This window comes from Desulfobulbus propionicus DSM 2032, from assembly GCF_000186885.1.
Lineage (GTDB): Bacteria > Desulfobacterota > Desulfobulbia > Desulfobulbales > Desulfobulbaceae > Desulfobulbus > Desulfobulbus propionicus.
The window spans coordinates 3,099,692-3,118,425 of sequence record NC_014972.1; the positions used below are offsets into that span (position 1 = coordinate 3,099,692).

Sequence of the window (18,734 nt, forward strand, 5' to 3'; positions counted from 1 at the left end):
GCCCGGAGCCCGACGACGGTCAACGCAGGTAATTTCCCCCGACAGGGCATGGAAATCACCTTGACCACGATCGTGCATTAGGGGTTTAATGCCCGGTCCGAGGCCTCGGCTGTGCGGGGCCTGTACATGCAACCCCGGATCAATCAAAGGAAACGCCATGACCACGCCTGCCACCGGCCCAGCCTCTCTGGATTTCTTTTCCGCCGCTTTTCTCCTGCCCAATATCGGCGCCCCCTTCCTCGTCGGCCTGGCCGTGGGCTACTTCGCCAAGAAGGTGGTCAAGATCGCCCTGTTCCTGGGCGGGGCGGCGGTGGTTCTGCTCTTTGCCGCCGAATACTACGGCGTCACCCATGTCAACGACCAAGCCCTGCACCAGACCGCCCAGGCCGCCGCCGACCTGGCCAACCAGTCCGGCAGCTTCCTCTACGACCGTCTGTCCCGACTCACCTGGAAGGGCGGCAGCGCGGTGGCCGGTTTCCTGGCCGGTTTGAAGCTGGGGTAAATGTTTTTTCGCGGGCAGGGCCCGCCCCTACCCGACGGTCGCACCACTTGGGGCCGTAGGAGCGGGCCATGCCCGCGAACAAGGGCGAGTTGAGCGCAACGAGCGCCGGCTGGCCAAACCTACCCGCTGTTTGCCGCGCCGATTTCGGCCCTCTTTTCTTTTGCTTGCCGGGCTATGAATGCAACCGAATGCATCCGTCCCGCCAAATGCACGTTGCTTTCGCCAGTGAAATCAAGGCGTGCGATCCTGCGCCATCCATCCCTCACCCTCCCTGGCGGCCATTGTAAATAACCGGATTCGTCGCGGCAAACTCCCGAAACCCCTTTAACGCCTCCTCCCGCATCACCCCCTCGATCAGTTCAATGCCCCGGTCGGCCAGCTCCCTCCGCCAGTGCTCCGGCATCGGACCCTCGTCAAAGCCGGTGATGGCCATCATCTCGGGATCGGCGCCGGCGATGACCAGCGAGCGGATGCCGGACCAGAGCACGGCCCCAAAACACATGGCGCAGGGGCTCCAGTTGACCACCAGTTGGTGCGCGGGCAGACCGGGCCCGCCGAGGTCGTAGACGCCGAGCATCTGCTGAGCGAGCGTCAGGGCCGTGATCTCGGCATGGGCCGAGGAGCAGTTGAGCGGTATCACCCGGTTGACGCCAATCACTATCAGCTTGCCGGAATCGCGCTCAAAAACGCCGGCGCTAAAAGGCCCGCCGCTCTGGTGCTCGGTGTTGAGACGGGCAAAGCGGAGCACCGCCGCCATGCGGTCTTCCAGGCGCGGCAGGTACTCGGGCACATGGAGCAGTTCGGCTGGAGCCCAATCCGGCAGATCGAGGATGAAACGGGGCGGGGTGGTCGGCATGACGAAATCTCCGGTGAGGGTGGAAAGGGTAGGTGTCAAGCCCCCATGATCTTCTTGCGAAAGAGGAAAAAGACCGCGCCCAGCAGACAGAGCCCGGCCCAGAGGTAGTCCAGAGTGAGCTTTTCCTTGAGATAGAGCACGGAAAAGGGCACGAAGATCGACAGGGTGATGACCTCCTGGAGGATCTTGAGCTGGCCGACGGACATCACATCGTGGCCGATGCGGTTGGCGGGCACCTGGAGCAGGTATTCCAGGAGGGCAATGCCCCAGCTGACCAGGGCGGCGATGATCCACGGCTTGTGCGACAAACTCTTGAGATGGCCGTACCAGGCAAAGGTCATGAAGATGTTGCTTGCCGACAACAGGGCAATGGTCAGGGTGTAGCGGTTCATGGTGCTCTCCTCGCTGAAGGCGAGAGGTGGAGATGACGCGGCCGGTTGACCGCACCAGGGCGGATCGTTTGCGTTCGCCGCAAATGGGTTATAGTAGCACCCCTCCAGCCGATTTCAAGGGAGAAACCGCGCGGCGGCCCGACCGGCCCGACCGGCCCGACCGGCCCGACCGGGCAAAACTCCTGCTGACTTTCCGGGGCAAGCTTTATACAATAGATACGTTGTGCTGTTTCTCCGTTCTCTCAACGTCCGAGGTTGCCCATGCCCGCCGATTCCTGTCCGTTGCCCCTTGCCTCCGATGCCCTCAAGGCCAATCTGCGTGAAACCGCCGCCCCGGTGGTGATCAATCCCGCCTACCTGCCGCTGCGTGACGCGGTCTGCCGCTTCCGGGGCATCCTGGGCAAGCTCGACACCCTGCTCTACGAAATCAGCCACCCCTTCCGCAACTGGAAACTGCTCATCCCCGAGCTGCGGGCCTATGTGCTCAAAAACAGCAACCACTACCGCGATCATGAGCAGGGGCCCGAGGCCTTCGCCTTGTTCATGGCCATTTTCTTCGACGCGCTCAAGGATTCGGGCCGCAACGAGCAGCTGCTGCAGCGCATTCTCGAAGCCATGCTCGCCTATGCCGACAAGCTGATCCTCTCGCTCGACAGCCCGGCCCTGTTTCGCTACCAAGCGGTCTTCACCGAATTTTTCACCCGCCTGCGGGAATTGGACCGGACCGAACCGCAGGTGATGCTCTCCATCGTCCAAGGTCATCATCCCATCCGCAAGATCGTGCAACAGGTGCTCGGCCTGCGCAAACAGCAGCCGCAGCAGCCCTATGATCTCCAGGCACTGGCCCTCTTGCTCCGTACCCTCCTCATCCGCACCTATCAGTATTGGCTGAACGAAGAGGATCCGCTGCCGTGGTTCGAGCGGCAATGCGGCGACTACTGCCGCCAGTGGCACGGCCAGGATCTGCTGTTGTCCATCTCCCATCAACGGATCGCCGAATGCCTTCGCACATTAGAGGCCATCGATTTTGCCGCCGATTACCAGGCCGGCCTGGAGCAACTCCTTGCCCTGCCCGCCCACATGGACCTGGTTCGCTTGTACAAGGAGATCCCGGCCAAGATGGTGGCGGTCGAGGCGGCCAGCGAATCCTCGGCCAACTTCGTCGAGAACCGCAAGCTGCTCTTTTTGTTCCGCATCATGGAAACCGCCGGCCTGTTTTTGATCCACGAGGAGACCCTGCGCGAGATCAACCGCTCGCTGGTGCAGTTGATCCGCAAGCAGAGCTTCGAGGAGATCGAGCAGTTCTTCGTCACCACCTTCCACCTGCTCAAGGCCAATGTCCGCCGCTACCCGCACACCTCGCTGCAATGCATCCAGGTGATCGGCAACGAGGTATTCAAGCGCGGCAACTCCCGCCTGGTCGAGGCCTTTTTGTGGGAGGCGGTGCGCTTTGGCTTCCAGTACGCGAACGTGCGCGGCGTGGACGAGGACTGGCAGCCCATCGCCAACCCGGCCCATCTGACCAACATTCGTGTCTGGCTCAACCTGATCGAGCAGGAGCCCAAGTGGTGCTCGACCCTGTTTTCGGCCCTGATCATCAACCTGCGGCTGTCGGGTACCTGCGTGCGCGACACCGACCTGTTCCAGCGCGACATCACCGAACTGCTCAACCATCCCATCGGCCCGATCTACAACCTGGCCAAGCAGTTCACCAAGCTGATGCCGGTCTTTTTCAACGAGATCGGCGCCGAGGGCGAGCTGCGCGACGTGTCCACCGAACTCGACGAGATTCACAAACGCAAGGACATCCTCGTCCACTTCCTGCGCAAGCAGGCCCATGTGGAGTCGAGCAACCTGATCGTCGGTTTCATCGAAGCCATCTTCACCTTCTGGATCACCCTCGATCAGAGCTACCTGCGCGAATACCTGCCCGACGAGGTGCTGCGCCAAGTGGAAACCAGCGGCCCCTTTGTCGACGACCAACATGAACTGGCGGCCCGGATCAAGAAGGAACTGCGTTTCACCCGCATGGCCCACATTCTCGCCTGGGACGACGACGAACGGCAGCAGTTCCTTGACCGCCAGCAGGATCTCTCGGAAGTGGAACGGCGGCGATTCGCCCTGTTGGTGCGGATGTACAAGCTCTTGCACCTCAAGTACAATCTCAGCCTGCCCGAGATCCAGAGCCAGCTGCACCACGCCATCAATGCCGGCTTCCCCGAGTTGGCCCGCCTGCTCGACGTGCTCAGGGAAAACGACCCGATCCATTGCCTCGATGCCCTGCTCGACGAACTCGAACACCTGCAGGAAATCATCCTCAGTCCAGACAAGTTCGAGCCCAAGGAGGAGATTTATTACAAGCGCCACATCGCGGTCGACATTCCCTCGGTCTACGGCCGCTATTCCGAACGCAAATTCGATGCCCTCGGCCTGACCTTCCGCCTGGAGAGCCTGGCCAACGTCTACCTGGAGCGGCTCTTTTCCACCGTCAACCTGAGTTTCATCACCCAAGCGACCTTCATCCGCATCCTCAAGTGTCTGCGGCTCTTTACCCGCGCCCTGCAGATCGACGGCATCTCCAGCCGCCGCCTGGACACCTACATCAGCCTGCTGGCCACCTCGATCGGCATTCGCCGCTTTTCCTATACCCAACACCTCGACATCATGCGCGGCCTGTCCGAAGGGGTCAAGGACATCATCTACGCCTACTACACCAACATCCACCAGAACAACCTCTCCATCATCGTGCCGCAAATCGGCAAGGACAACCTGCTGCCCAAGTACCACGGGTCCTGGGACGAGAAAAACATGCCCGAGACCGTGCTCCGCCTCTCGGAAACCTTTTTCCGCGACCTGATTTCCACCACCTTCGGCCTGCAGCACCTGGACAACTTCATCGGCAAGGTCATTGGCACCCTGGAGGCGCAAAAGGACATTCTCGACGAGAAGACGCTCGATCTGCTGATGACCTACAACCCGGAAAAGGCGATCAGCAGCCTCCATGCCGAAAACCTGCGCACCCACAACCTGATCCACCTGGGCAACAAGGGCTTCAATCTGGTGGTGCTGACCCGCGACAAGCTGCCGGTGCCGCCGGCCTTCATCATCACCACCGAGGTCTTCCGCTGCTATCGGGCGATCCGCAAGTTCGAGCGGGCCCGCGACGAATACATGCGGCGGGTGCGGGCCGCGGTCACCGGCATCGAGCAGATGACCGGCCTGGTGTTCGGCTCGCCGGAGCGGCCGCTGCTGCTGTCGGTGCGCAGCGGCGCAGCCATCTCCATGCCCGGCATCATGTCCACCATCCACAATGTCGGCGCCAACGAGGAGATGGTCGAGGAGTATGTGGCCCTCCATCCGGAGGCCAAATACTTTGCCTGGGACAACTTCCGCCGCTTTCTTCAATCCTGGGGCATGGCCAACGGCATGGAGCGCGAGGACTTCCAGGAGCTGATGAACACGCACAAACGTCAGCATCAGGTGCATTACAAGCGCGATTTTTCGCCCGAGCAGATGCGCCAGCTGGCCCTCAACTACCAGCAGGCGGTCAAGGGCCGCGGCTTCGGCATGCCCGAGGACCCCTGGTTGCAGCTGATCGGCGCGGTGGACATGGTGTTCGACAGCTGGCACACGCCCAAGGCCCAGGAATACCGCCGCCTGATGGGTGTATCCGACGACTGGGGCACGGCGGTCATCGTCCAGACCATGGTGTTCGGCAATCTCAGCTCCCAGGCGGGCAGCGGGGTGCTGTTCACCGCTCATCCCTATCGCAAGGTGCGGCGGGTGGCCCTGTGGGGCGATTACGCCACCGGCGACCAGGGCGAGGACATTGTTTCCGGCCTGGTCACCAGTCACCCGATATCGGTGGAGCAGGCAGAGATCGACGGCCGTGACGAGAACAAGAGTTTGGAGCGTCGCTTTCCCAAGGTCTACCAGCGGCTTTTGGAAATCAGCCGCGATCTGGTCTACGAAAAGGAGTGGAATCCGCAGGAAATCGAGTTCACCTTCGAGGGGCCGGAACCGGAACAGCTCTATCTGCTCCAGACCCGCGACATGATCACCATCAAGAAGAAGGAGCATCTCAACGTCTTCGTCGATTCCGACCTGGCCCACAAGGCGATCCTCGCCAAGGGGATCGGCGTGTCCGGGTCGGCGATGAGCGGCAAGGCGGTGTTCAACGAGGACAACATCAGCCAGTTGCGCCGGGAGGAGCCGGGCACGCCGCTGATCCTCATTCGCCGCGACACCGTGCCCGAGGATATCCGCGAAATTTCCCTGGCCGACGGGCTGGTGACCTCGCGCGGCGGGCAGACCTCGCACGCCTCGGTGGTGGCCACCCGGCTGGAGAAGACCTGCGTGGTCGGCTGCCGTGACATGCAGGTGGTGGAAACCGAGGAGTATGCCGAGATCAACGGCACGCGCATCACCTTCGGCACCCCGATTGCCATCGACGGCCGCCACGGCCTGCTGATCGAGGGCAACTTCCCGCTGCGCGAGGAGGTGCACATTCTGCCTTTATAACCCGCCTGCTCGGACTTATAGTAGACCCTAAATCATGATCGCCAGCGTCCCCCCAATAGCCGGTGCGCTGGCCTGTTTCTTTTCTCTGCCCGGTCACCTGCCATGAACAGCCCCAGCCCTTTCCCCCCCGATCAATCCATTCACTGCTTCACGGTCCAGGACATGAGCTGCGAACACTGCCAAGCCCGGGTGGAAGGGGCGGCGCGGTCTGTGGAGGGAGCGCGCGAGGCGCGGGTTGACCTGACGGCCGGAATGTTGACCGTGCGCGGTGGCGATCCGCAAGCCATCCTCCGGGCGGTGGAGGAGGCCGGCTATCCGATCGAACAGATTGACGCCCCGCGACCTGGCTGCCCGCTGGCGGAAACGGTCTCGTCTCCCGCCGTTTCACAGCCGCCGTCCGCCGCAGACCGCTATCTGCTGCGGGTGGACGACATGCACTGCGCCAGCTGCGTGGCCCGGGTGGAACAGGCCATCCTTGCCGTGGCGGGAGTGCGCGAGGCGGCGGTCAACCTGGTGGACAGGAGCGCCAGCGTGGTCGGCGGCGACCCGATCAAGGTGGTCGAAGCGGTGAACCAGGCGGGATACGGGACCTCGCTGCTTGAGGAGCAGGGACACACCTCTGCCGGGGATCGGTACGAGATCGACATCCTCGGCATGCACTGCGCCAGCTGCGTGGCGCGGGTGGAACAGGCCATCCTTGCCCTCCCCGGCGTTACCGGGGCCGTGGTCAACCTGATCGAAAAAAAGGCCCAGGTGCAAGGCGGCGACCCGGAACAGGTGGTGCGGGCCATTGTCGATCAAGGCTATGGAGCCTCGCTGCGGCACCAAACAACCGCCGACACCTTTTTCCTGACCCTGCAGCCGCAGCCGGATGCCGACGAATTGGCACAGGTTCGCGAGATTCTGCTCGCCCTGGATCCTGCCACGGAGATGAGCGTGGACAACGGGCGACTGCGCGTCTCCACCTCTCAGCACCCGGCGGATGTGCTGCTGCGGCTGACCGATATCGGCTATCAGGTGACCCTGGAGGAATCCTTCACCGACCCGGCCATCAGCCAGGCCGAGGAGACCTGGCAGGAAATCAGGCGCTCCTGGCGGCGGGCCCTGCTCGCCGGCCTGATGGGGTTCGGCCTCATGGCCGGCCACATGAGCGGACTGTTTCCCCATCTTCACGAAGGCCGGCTGTTCTGGGCCGGGGCCGCCCTGCTCTGTTTGTGCACCATGCTCTACAGCGGCCGCAACTACTTTATTGGCGCCTGGAAGCAGGCCCGCCACGGCGCGGCCAACATGGATACCCTGGTGGCCCTGGGCACCGGCGCGGCATGGCTGTCGTCAGTGCTGGTCATCGCTGATCCGCACTTCATCCCCGGCGCGGCCGATTATCTCTACCTCGATGCCGCGGTGATGATCCTCGCCTTTCTCCAGCTGGGCCATGTCCTTGAAACCAAGGCCAAACGGACCACCAGCGAGGCCATCGGCGCCCTGGTGGGCTTAAGGGCGCGCACCGCCTGGGTAATCCGCGCCAGCGGCCAGGTCGAGATCCCGGTGTCGCTGTTGCGCCTGGGCGACCGGGTGCGGGTCAAACCCGGCGAGAAGGTGCCCATTGACGGCGAAATCGTCGAGGGCCGAACCACCATCGACGAATCGATGCTCACCGGCGAGCCGCTGGCCGTGGCCCGCGAGATCGGCGATCCGGTCACCGGCGGCACCATCAACCGCTCCGGCGCCTTTATCCTCCGGGTCACCCGCTTGGGCGACGATACCACCCTGGCGCGGATCATCCGCATGGTGCACACGGCGCAGATGAGCAAGCCGCCCATCGGCCGGCTGGTCGACCGCATTGCCGGGGTCTTTGTGCCGGTGGTGATCACCATCAGCCTGGTCAGCTTTTTCGCCTGGTGGAGTTTTGCCCAGGAGTTGGCGCTTGCCCATGGATTGACCGCGGCCATCGCGGTGCTGGTCATCGCCTGTCCCTGCGCCCTTGGCTTGGCGACGCCGATCGCCATCATGGTCGGCACCAGCCGGGCGGCCCAATGCAACGTCCTCATCCGCAACAGCGACGCCCTGCAGACCGCCTCGACCCTGACCCATGTGGTGGTCGACAAGACCGGCACCCTGACCCAAGGCAAACCGGCGGTGACCGCCATTATGCCGGTGGCCGGCATGCGCCAGGACGAGGTGCTGCTGTGGGCGGCCAGCCTGGAGAGCGGCTCCGAGCATCCGCTGGCCGAGGCGGTGCTGAGCGCGCAACTGGAGCGCGGCGAACCGCTGCGCACCCTGGACAACTTCACCGCCATCCCCGGCCGGGGAGTGCAGGCGGAGCATGCCGGCGTCCGATATCTGCTGGGCAACCACCTGTTCCTCGACGAACAGGGGTTGGCCCTGCCTGCCGGGCTCCGGACCGAGGCCGAACACCAGGCGGCCCGGGGCGGCACCCCGGTCTGGCTGGCCCGTGGCACGGAGGTGATGGGCCTGTTGATCCTCAAGGATCCGGTGCGCCCGGATTCGGCGGCGGCGGTTGCCGCCCTCCAGCGGCAGGGCATCACGGTGGTGATGTGCAGCGGCGACAACCGGGCGACCGCCGAGGCCGTGGCCCGCGAAGTGGGGATTACCGAGGTGCACAGCGAAATTTTGCCGGAGCAGAAACTGGAGGTCATCCAGGCCCTGCAGCAGCAGGGGTGCAAGGTTGGCATGGTCGGCGACGGGGTCAACGATGCCCCGGCCCTGGCCCAGGCCGATACCGGTTTTGCCCTGGGGAGCGGCACCGACGTGGCCATCGAGAACGCCGACATCACCCTCACCGGCGACTCGCTCCTGCTGGTGGCCGACGCCATCGCCATCTCCACCGCCACCATCCGCAACATCCGGCAGAACCTGTTCGGCGCCTTCATCTACAACGTCATCGGCATTCCTTTGGCGGCCGGCCTGTTCTATCCACTCACCGGCTGGCAACTCGAGCCGATGTTCGCCAGCGCCGCCATGGCCCTGTCCTCGGTGACCGTGGTCACCAATGCCAACCGGCTGCGTTTTTTTCGACCGCGATGAGCCTGCGGCTCGCGGGAGCGGGGCAATCGAGCGGGCTTTATCGATACAAATTATCAAGTGAGATTCAAATCTACTTGCGAATCCATCCCGAGCGCGGTAAGTGATGCCTCCCGTCCAGCGCCCCTTCGGCCTGGCGATCCCAATCAAAGACGAGCAACACGCCCATGGACACCCTTTTTTCCCGGATCACCTACATCTTCGACCCGCTGCACGCCTTTTACGAGCACGAGAGGGTCTACCGCAAGATCTCCATCTCCCTGGTTTTTCTCTTTCTCTGCAGCCTGGGACTCATCGAGCTGAACCGGCAGGGTTTGCTGCCTGCGGAGCTCGCCGCCCTCCTGCCGCGCAACCATTTCTACGCGGTCCATGCCGCCTTCACCGTCATCCTGGTGCTTGAGGTCATCAGTCTGATCTTTGTCCTGCCCTGCTCGTTTTCCCGCTCGCTGGGCAAGCAGTTCGAGATCCTGTCCCTGATCCTGATCCGCAACGCTTTCAAGGAATTGTCCTATTTCGCCGAACCGCTCAGCTACGAGGGCAACATCGAAAAGATCCTGCATATCCTGGCCAGCGGCTTTGGCGCATTGCTGATTTTCGCCCTGTTGGGCGTGTACTACAAGATCCAGAAACGAAGCGGCGAGGACGGCCGGTCCATTGATCTGTACGGCTTTGTCGCCTCGAAAAAGGCGATCTCCCTGCTGCTGCTGGTGTCCTTCGTCTGCATGGGCGGCTACTCGATTTATCAAACCCTGCAGGGCATCGAACACCCGGATTTTCTCCACGGCTTCTACACCCAGCTCATCCTCACCGACATTCTCATTGTCCTGGTGTCGCAGTGCTTCCACCCCTCGGCCAAGATGATCTTCCGTAATTCCGGCTATGCCTTGTCGACCCTGATGATCCGTCTGGCCCTGGTGGCGCCGGTTTACTACAACGTGCTGCTCGGCGCCGCCGCCATGCTCTTTGCCATCCTCCTCACCCTGGTCAGTCAGCACCTGTTCCAACAGCAGCGGAAACTCTAAAAAAAACGGGAGGCAGATGTCTGCCTCCCGTTGTCATCCCCGCCTCAACGCGGCGCGCGTTTTTTCCAATGCGCTTTCAAGGTGTCATGTATCCGTGGGGTGGACACGCGTTTTTGGTGTAAGCCCACCTCTACAAGAAAAAAGGCGCCTCTTGCAGGCCCAGGCGGATTACTTGGTGAACTCGATCACCGCGTCGCAGTACTCTTCCACCGCCTTCTGGATGGCGGCCTTGTCGGCGTCGGTGGGGGCGCCCTGCCACTCGTAGTGGCCCAGCTTGTCCCAGCCGGACTTTTCGGTCTTGGCCTCGAAATCCTTCTGCGCGCCGCCGACCCACCCGAACGAGCCGAAACGGAACACCTTCTTGTTGGTCACCTTCTTGACCTGCAGCTCCTCGATCACATGGGCCATGGGCGGGAACATCTTGTACTCGTAGGTGGGCATGCCGAAGATCAGGCCGGCGGATTTCCAGGCACTGGCCAGGATGTAGCCAATCTCGTCGCCCGGCACCTGGAACACATGCACCGGGATGTTCCGTTTACGCAGGGTCTCGATCACCAGCCCCAGCACCTGCTTGGTGTTGCCGTACATGGAACTCCACACCACGGTCACCTCGCGCTCGGCCGGCCCTTTGCTGTACTCGGCATAACGTTTGTAGAGATCGATGATCACCGCCGGATTGTCGCGCCAGATGATGCCGTGCGAAGGGCAGATCACCTTGACGTTCAGACCGCCCAGCTTTTCCAGCCCCTTGAGCACAAAGGGCGAGAAGGTGGCAACGATGTTGGCGTAGTAACGCAGGGCCTCTTCCTCGAAGAACTTGTGTTTTTCCGAGGAGATCTGATCGTCGAAAATCGCGTTCTCGTCAATGCTGCCGTAGGAGCCGAAGGCGTCGCAGGAAAAGAGAATCCCCCGCTTGCGCTCGTAGGTCATCATGGTCTCGGGCCAATGGATGTTGGGGGTATCGAAGAACTGCAGCTCGTAATCGCCCACCGTCAGCACCATGCCGTCGGCGATGGCGATGGCCCGCTCGGCCGGCACCTCGGCAAAGGCCTGGAGCAGCGGAATGGCTTTCTTGGTGCAGTAGATGACCGCCTTGCTGTTTTGCTTGCAGAACTCGCGCAGCCAGCCCGAATGGTCCGGCTCCATGTGGTTGACGATGAGGATGTCGATATCCTCGACGCCCAAAGTCGCGCCGCCCAGCTGCTGGGTGATTTCCTGGGGGAAGTTGAAGATATCCTGGGTGAGGTCGATCATGACGTTCTTTTCCGCCTTGATCAGGTAGCCGTTGATGGAAATGCCGTGGGGAATCGGCCAGATGCCCTCGAACAGATAGTTTTTGTCCTCGATGTTGACGGAAAGACGATAGATGTCGTCGACCACTTTCTTGATATGCATTGTTCAGTACTCCGATCGCAAACGTTGGCTGAGGTTCATTCTTCAGGGCGAAGCTTATCGAGGCTCGCCGGAAAGCTTCGTACCATACGCCGGTTAGGGGAAAATTTCCAGACGCAAAATGGGGCGATGAGCCAAGCGGAAACGCGGCCCGCACGCTGGGGTCACGATGGCGGAAACCCGGAATCGGAGTCCCGAAGGAAGGCGAAACGGGGCTGAAGTTGTCCGTTCACCTCGACCTGTTCATGGAACATGGTTAGGGGACGAACCCACAACCCCGATTCGTTGTACAGGGGGCGATAGACAACCAGCGGCTCAAGGGTTTCGCTGTGGCGGGCCACACCCAGCACCTCGTATTCCCCGCCCTTGTAATGACGGTAACGCCCCAGGGCTATGGCGGGCAGCGGTGGCAGGTCACTCATGGAGGAACGCTCCGTTGGTTGTTGCGTTGACGCTTCCGAGTGGATGGCCGGCGGTCGCATCATTCCCAGCCGATGACATCGTACCCTCGTTCCTGCAGGCAGCGGGTCATGAAGTTTTTGAACACAGGGGTCGGCTGCGAGGCCTGAATGATGCCGTGCACCAGCCCCGCGGCCGCGCCGGTGGCGGCACCGATACCGATTCCCCGCCCGAGGTTGCCGGTCACCGCGCCCGCCGCACCACCGACCACGGCACCCCCCGCGCCGCCAACCGCCGTGCTTTTGGCTGCCGCGAGTCCCTCCGGGGATTTAACGTAGCGATCGGCCAGCTCCTCGCATTCCGCCACATCCTGCTGAGCCCGAGCTTCCCCGACCGACTGGAGATGGGCGTTGGGGTACAACACCGGGCCCTTGGCACTGCAACCCGTGAGCACGGCAACCGCGACTATCAGCATCAGCTTGTTCATCTCTCCGACCTCCTCATGGTGTTTTCGCTTGTCTGTTCATCATCCCGCAAGACAGATCCCCGAAACCAGGGCCTGACAGCGGGAAACGCAATCACGCACTTAGGCTTTATTGTATTCGGTGTGGCTGAACGAACAAGAAGAAGGATTCATCCTCAGCGTAAATTTCATGGGAATGCGGCATAAGGATATATGTCATGTCCTCGAAATTTCGCCATTCGTCACTTAAAAAGCTTAACAATTTCCCCGACAGAACAATTCCACATTACCGGAATTAATCAAAAATCTTCAATGGCGGCAAGATTAACACTCAATTTTAAATAAATACATCAAGTGCACCTCAATAATTCTCACCAATTATTCCTAAAAATCGGAATAATTGTTTCTTTGCAGATTCAACCACAAGAAACACACAACTTGAATTCAATCTGTACATTCAATAAGTTGAAAATTTACCAATTCGCAATAAAAAAACGGAACGCCTGTTGCAGGCGATTACTTGATTGTTTTTTATCAATATTTTCCAGGAGGATATAATGAAAAAAGTATTTTTGGCAATGGCATGCGCAACCATGGTAAGCTGGGCGGGGTCCGCCTCCGCTGATGATTATGATTTTTCAGGGACCATGATGTACCACAACAGCGTGCTAACGTATTCGTTTACCACAGATACCGATACCACAGTAACATTGTTCAGCTCTTCATGGGATGACGGAGGATTCGACCCCATGCTGGGATTGTGGGATAGTGACGGGGATTTAATTTATTTTCAGGATGATGGCCACAACACAGGATCGACTGTGTCGAATGGGTCTGCTTATGATCATGGGGAGTGGGATTCCTATTACGATGCCGCTGTATCAGCTGGAACATATTTTGTCACTATTACGACCTACGCAAACTTTAATATGGGACCGCATTTATCCGATGGATTTGATTATGACGATGAGACGCCCATCAATCTTGAGTCTTGGTATGAACCAGCGAATGGGTATAAGCAAGATTTCTTTGCATTTCATGTTCTGGGTGCGACTTCGGCAAACCAAGTTGACCCGGTACCAGAACCAACTACACTGCTCCTTTTTGGAACCGGTTTAGCCGGACTGACAGCTCTGAGTCGCAGGCGAGTGAATAGGTAACAGACAATTAACAATTTGTATTTCAGGCGAGGCAAACGGAGCTACTCTTTGCTTACCTGAACTCCTTGCAAATGGTAGGGCACGCATATGATGCGTGCCCTACCGTTGATTTCCCTGAGAACCTGCCAATTGCAAACTAGCCAGATAGCTAGTCGACCTTGAAAAAGTCCTTTTTTCAATTTGCCGGAGCAAGTGTCCAAATAGGTCTTCAATCGCTTGATCTCACGACCGGCTCTTCGCCGCTGACGGGCATGGAGATATCGGCCGACCTTCAACAGAGCCTGGCGCCGAAGGCGGGAGTAACTCTGCCGAAGACGAATGCTCCACGTCGCTGCCAGCTTGACCAACCGCTCGCGGCTCCGGTTGTACAACCGCGAATCGGTCGGAAACGCAATGGCCTTTTCCTGCACGGTCGTATCGACGACGACCCGCTCCAAACTGGCTGGCCCCACCGCTCCGCTCGCCGAGCCTGCCTGCACAGTCAACTTCAAGATCAATTCCGATCCCTGCTCGCCTATTCGATTCCGCCAGCGACTCAACGACGGCGGATCATCGGCAACTCATGTCGGAAGTACTCTTCGCCGCAGAAGTTTTGATGGTAGGGATCCTCCACCCACCGCCGTACTGTCTCTTCGTCCGACGTGTCTCCTCACCCACTTTTTTCCAGTTACCCTTTCGGCCATGCGCCGATACCATTGCATTAACTTTACCCCCCCAGAGGATGGCAAGGAAAGCCACGAGGCGTTGCGGCTCGCAAGGTATGGCAAGAGGGACGACAGCTGTCTGACTGCATAGATGAAGAGCAGCGTCTAACGACTACCGAAACATTCGGAAGTGAACCTCGTGCCCCAAAAGGCGGACCCTGCGGCCGATGCGGGGGAGTCATCAGCCGCAGCCCGTCCCGCCGCCGGCACAGGCGCCTTTTGACGAGCATTTGCGCATCCGGCCCTTCAGGCTGGTCAAGCCCTTGCCGGTATAGACCGCCTCCAGTCCGCGCTCGATGAAACCGGCCATGGCCACCGGCTGAATGCCCCGTTTCTTGAGCATCTCCCTGGGCGAGTCGCCCAGATCGTTGACCAGGATGGCCCGGCAGTCGGCGAGGATGCGGCTGATATTGAACCAGCGCTGGATGCCGCCGCCGGCGGGCGGTGCCTGACGGTCCTCGATGTGGCGGTAGCCGCCCTGGCCGTCCTCGCCCCAGATCTGGAACCGGCTGGCCTCGCCCAGGTGTTGATTGACCAGCACCCCCTCCAGGGTCGCCACCGCCACATAGGGCCGAGCCGCCTCTTCCGGTTTGGGCAGCTGGGCACAGGCGCTGAGGCACCCACGGAACTCGTCGGTCTTGTCGTGATCCAGAAGGCCGACCGCATCGGCGCGGCACCGGGTGCAGTGGCGCATCTGCGGCAGGAACTGTTCGGCCGAATCGCGGATGCGCTCCATCATCTCTTTGCCCGGTTCCTGGATATGCTCAAAGGCGGTGTCCGCATTGGGAAACATGGCCATGCAGTTGAGCAAATCCACGCCCAGCTCCTTCATTGTGGCGGCCAGCACCGGCACATGGTGATCGTTGATGCCGGGGATGACGATGGTGTTGATCTTGACGGTGATGCCGTGCCGCTTGAGCAGGGCAATCGCCCGCAACTGACGGGCCAGGAGCAGCTCCGCCCCCTGAAGGCCGCGATACAGCACCTTGCCGTCGCGCACCCAGGCATAGATGTGCTGGCTGATCTCCGGATCGATGGCGTTGACGGTGATGGTCACGTGGGAAACGCCGATCTCGGCCAGTTCCGGCACATGCGGCGCCAGGTGCATGCCGTTGGTGGAGAGGCAGAGGATCATCTCCGGATGGTGTGTGCGGATCAACCGCATGGTGGCGAGCGTCTCGTCCGGGTTGGCGAACGGATCGCCCGGGCCGGCGATCCCCACCACCGAGATGCGCGGCTCCTTCTCCACCACCTTGTCCACATAGACCAGGGCCTGCTCGGGACTGAGTAGGGTCGAGGTGACGCCGGGCCGCGACTCGTTGACGCAGTCGAACTTGCGGTTGCAATAGTTGCACTGGATGTTGCACTTGGGCGCCACCGGCAGATGCACTCGGCCGTACTGGCCCTTGGCCTTGACGTTGAAGCAGGGGTGACGATTCAACTCTTTTTCGTTCAACATAACGGGTTCCTTTGCCGTACGGGCTCACATGTAGAAATAGCCGACTGGGCTATCGTCCTGTTTTTTCTCGATCAGGGCGTTGGTCACGGTGTCGAACAGTTGCTGGGCACCGCTGTAACCGAGATGGAGGATGCGCTGGCCGCCGATCCGGTCGTGGATGGGGAAGCCGACCCGGATGAGCGGGATATCGAGTTTCTTGGCCAGCGGATAACCCTTGGAGTGACCGACCACCAGATCGATATTCATCTGCCCGGCCATCTCGTTGATCTCGTAAAAATCCACGTCTTCAAAGACCTGGGGCTGTTCAAGCAAGGTGTCGCCAGTGACGGCGGCAATGGCTTCTTTCAGTTTACCCGAGGTGCCGCCCGTGGCGCAGAGCACCGGCTGGATGCCGATCTCGGCCAGGAAGGCGCACAGGCCGACGACCAGGTCCTCTTCGCCGTAGACCACGGCCCTCTTGCCAAAGACATACTTGTGGCCATCCACATAGGCGTCGACCAGGCGACCGCGCTGTTTGACGTACTTCTCGGGGGTCGGCTGACCACTGAGTTCTTCGAGCAGGTTAAAGAAGACATCGGTTTCACGGATGCCGATGGGCATGCCGATGCGGTGGTGCATGACGCTGAACTTCTCGCGGAGCACATCGCCAGCGGTTGTCATGGCCCCGAGCGTCGTGCCGAACTCGATGGTCGCCTTGGCCCGTCCCATGGCCTTGATCGCCGCAATCGGCGTGCCGCCACCCTGGATTTTCTCGTATTCGAGCAGGGCCGGACCATCCATGGTCTCGGAGAGATCGGGGAGCACGGTGGCGTTGAGGCCAAAATCAGCGAGAATCTCATGGAGCAGACGATAATCGGCCGAGCTGACAAAGCCGGGCAGGAGGTTGACCGTCTCGCTGCGCGGCCCGCCCTCGCTCAACTGGGCCACCACCTCGCGCACCGCGGTCTGGAACCCCTCCATGTGGGTGCCCGAATAGCTGGGGGTGGAGACATTGACAAAGGTGGGCAGTCCCACCGAACCCTTGGTGTCCTCGGCGTACTGGCGCAGATACATGGCCACGTCGTCGCCGATGGTCTCGGTCAGGCAGGTGGTGGCGATGCCGATCAGTTCCGGCCGGTATTTGGCGGCCACATTGGTCAGCCCCAACTTGAGGTTCGGCCCGCCGCCGTAAACCGCATGCTTCTCGGAGAGCGAGGAAGAGGCGATGTCGATCGGCTCGTTGTAGTGGCTGATGATGTAGCGCCGCATGTAGGTGGCGCATCCCTGGGAGCCGTGCAGGTAGGGCACCGCGCCTTCGATGCCCTTGAAGGCCAGGCAGGCGCCGAGCGGTTTGCACAGCTTGCAGGCGTTGGTGGTGGAGAGGTAGTTGGGTTTCTTCGGTTTATTGAAGGTGGGCGGATTGGTGCTCATGATGGTCTCCTTGCGCGTTGAAAGCGGAGGTCAACGGGTTGATGGGGCGCTTTTCTTGCGCGGGACAAACTGCCAGACCGGGCTCATCACCGAGGAATAGACCTCGCGGGCAAAGTTGAGCATGCCCTCGAATCCGGCCAGGGCCTCCTTGCGCTCGTGGTTGTGGTCGCAGAAACCGATGCCCAGCTTGTAGGCGATGGGCCGCTCCTTGACCCCGCCGACGAACACGTCCACCTCCTTTTCCTTGAGGAAGGTGGTCAGCTCGAGCGGATTGGAGTCGTCGACGATGATGGTGCCCGGATCGGTGATCGCCGCCAGTTCGATGTAGTCTTCCTTGGTGCCGGTCTGGGAGCCGACCATCACCACCTGCATGTCGATGAGGCGGAAGGCCTTGACCAGGGAGAAGGCCTTGAACGAACCGCCGACGTAGATGGCCGCCTTCTTGCCGGCCAGGGCCTGGCGGTAGGGCTCCAGCGCCACGGCCAGCTGCTTGACCTCCTCCTCGACGATCTTTTTCGTTCGTTCCATCATCTCGGGATCCTTGAAGAAACGGGCGATGTCGTAGAGGGCCTCGGCCATGTCCTCGATACCGAAGTAGGAGACGCGAATGGACGGAATCCCGTATTTTTCCTCCATCATGTTGGCCAGCTGCATGGTCGAACCCGAACACTGGACCACGTTGAGGGCGGCGCCATGGGCCCGCTGGATGTCGGCTACCCGGCCATCGCCGGTGATGTTGGCCACCACCTCGATGCCCATGCGCTGGTAGTAGTCGCGGATCATCCAGATCTCGCCGGCGAGGTTGAAGTCGCCGAGGATGTTGAGGGAATAGTTGGAGATACCGGTGGTGTCGCCGGTGCCGATCAGGCGAAAGAGCGCATCGCAGGCGGCCTGATACCCGGCGCGCTTGTTGCCCTTGAACCCTTCGGACTTGACCGGGATCACCGGGATGCCGTATTCGATGGCCACCTGGCGGCAGACCGCTTCCAAGTCATCGCCGATGATGCCGACGATGCAGGTCGAATAGACAAAGGCCGCCTTGGGTGAATGGCGCTCGATCAACTCGCGCAGGGCGGCGGCCAGCTTTTTCTCGCCGCCGAAGATGACGTCCTTCTCCTGCAAGTCAGTGGAAAAGCTCAGGCGATGCAGTTCTGGGCCGGACGACAGGGCGCCGCGGATATCCCAGGTATAGACCGCGCAGCCGATGGGGCCATGCACCAGGTGCACCGCGTCGGCAATCGGGTAGAGCACCACCCGTGAGCCGCAGAACACGCAGGCCCGCTGACTGACCGCGCCGGCCAGACTGTCCTTGTTGCAGACGATATCAAACGGCGCCTCGCCTTTGACGAATATCTGCTGTTCCCGTTCCTTGAGCGCCACTGCTTCCATGATCAATCCCCCTTCACTGGATG

At 60.9% G+C, this 18,734-nt stretch carries 13 protein-coding genes; 5 read left to right on the forward strand and 8 right to left on the reverse strand.

Going from position 1 to position 18,734, the window contains the following annotated elements; all coding sequences use genetic code 11:
- Positions 1 to 157 precede the first annotated feature (157 nt).
- Entirely contained in the window at positions 158 to 502 is a 345-nt protein-coding gene (locus tag DESPR_RS13515; RefSeq protein ID WP_015725355.1) for an FUN14 domain-containing protein, read from the forward strand.
- 262 nt (positions 503 to 764) lie between these two features.
- On the opposite strand, the gene DESPR_RS13520 is transcribed toward DESPR_RS13515, so the two are convergent.
- Positions 765 to 1,358 (reverse strand): nucleoside deaminase, encoded by a 594-nt coding sequence (locus DESPR_RS13520; protein WP_015725356.1) that lies wholly within the window; start codon positions 1,356 to 1,358, stop codon positions 765 to 767.
- A 35-nt stretch (positions 1,359 to 1,393) separates the two neighbouring features.
- Positions 1,394 to 1,750: a DMT family protein gene (locus DESPR_RS13525; protein ID WP_015725357.1), complete on the reverse strand. Its 357-nt coding sequence runs from the start codon at positions 1,748 to 1,750 to the stop codon at positions 1,394 to 1,396.
- A 261-nt stretch (positions 1,751 to 2,011) separates the two neighbouring features.
- Here DESPR_RS13525 and DESPR_RS13530 point away from each other — a divergent pair, with 261 nt between their 5' ends.
- The 3 genes from DESPR_RS13530 to DESPR_RS13540 all read left to right on the forward strand — a co-directional run bounded on the left by DESPR_RS13530 (position 2,012) and on the right by DESPR_RS13540 (position 10,335).
- On the forward strand, positions 2,012 to 6,271 hold the full coding sequence (locus DESPR_RS13530; protein WP_015725358.1) for a PEP/pyruvate-binding domain-containing protein: 4,260 nt from the start codon (positions 2,012 to 2,014) through the stop codon (positions 6,269 to 6,271).
- Positions 6,272 to 6,373: 102 nt separating this feature from the next.
- On the forward strand, positions 6,374 to 9,316 hold the full coding sequence (locus DESPR_RS13535; protein ID WP_015725359.1) for a heavy metal translocating P-type ATPase: 2,943 nt from the start codon (positions 6,374 to 6,376) through the stop codon (positions 9,314 to 9,316).
- A 164-nt stretch (positions 9,317 to 9,480) separates the two neighbouring features.
- Positions 9,481 to 10,335, forward strand: coding sequence for a hypothetical protein (locus DESPR_RS13540; RefSeq protein WP_015725360.1), 855 nt, complete (start codon positions 9,481 to 9,483; stop codon positions 10,333 to 10,335).
- Between the two features lie 168 nt (positions 10,336 to 10,503).
- Here the strand turns inward: DESPR_RS13540 and DESPR_RS13545 are convergent, their stop codons facing one another.
- The 3 genes from DESPR_RS13545 to DESPR_RS13555 all read right to left on the reverse strand — a co-directional run bounded on the left by DESPR_RS13545 (position 10,504) and on the right by DESPR_RS13555 (position 12,613).
- On the reverse strand, positions 10,504 to 11,730 hold the full coding sequence (locus tag DESPR_RS13545) for an FprA family A-type flavoprotein (RefSeq protein ID WP_015725361.1): 1,227 nt from the start codon (positions 11,728 to 11,730) through the stop codon (positions 10,504 to 10,506).
- A gap of 161 nt (positions 11,731 to 11,891) precedes the next feature.
- Positions 11,892 to 12,149, reverse strand: coding sequence for a DUF1653 domain-containing protein (locus DESPR_RS13550; RefSeq protein ID WP_015725362.1), 258 nt, complete (start codon positions 12,147 to 12,149; stop codon positions 11,892 to 11,894).
- Between the two features lie 59 nt (positions 12,150 to 12,208).
- A complete protein-coding gene (locus DESPR_RS13555) occupies positions 12,209 to 12,613 on the reverse strand; it encodes a hypothetical protein (protein WP_015725363.1) in 405 nt (134 codons plus the stop codon).
- Positions 12,614 to 13,146: 533 nt separating this feature from the next.
- Between DESPR_RS13555 and DESPR_RS18040 the strand changes: the two genes are divergently transcribed.
- On the forward strand, positions 13,147 to 13,749 hold the full coding sequence (locus DESPR_RS18040; protein WP_015725364.1) for a DVUA0089 family protein: 603 nt from the start codon (positions 13,147 to 13,149) through the stop codon (positions 13,747 to 13,749).
- Positions 13,750 to 14,634: 885 nt separating this feature from the next.
- On the opposite strand, the gene nifB is transcribed toward DESPR_RS18040, so the two are convergent.
- The 3 genes from nifB to nifE are packed head-to-tail and all read right to left on the reverse strand — an operon-like array spanning position 14,635 to position 18,711.
- Positions 14,635 to 15,912 carry a nitrogenase cofactor biosynthesis protein NifB gene (gene nifB / locus DESPR_RS13570; protein ID WP_015725365.1) on the reverse strand — a complete coding sequence of 426 codons (1,278 nt, stop codon included), beginning with the start codon at positions 15,910 to 15,912 and terminating at the stop codon, positions 14,635 to 14,637.
- Between the two features lie 24 nt (positions 15,913 to 15,936).
- Positions 15,937 to 17,322 (reverse strand): nitrogenase component 1, encoded by a 1,386-nt coding sequence (locus tag DESPR_RS13575; RefSeq protein WP_015725366.1) that lies wholly within the window; start codon positions 17,320 to 17,322, stop codon positions 15,937 to 15,939.
- 30 nt (positions 17,323 to 17,352) lie between these two features.
- Entirely contained in the window at positions 17,353 to 18,711 is a 1,359-nt protein-coding gene (gene nifE / locus DESPR_RS13580) for a nitrogenase iron-molybdenum cofactor biosynthesis protein NifE (protein ID WP_015725367.1), read from the reverse strand.
- Between the last annotated feature and the right edge of the window lie 23 nt (positions 18,712 to 18,734).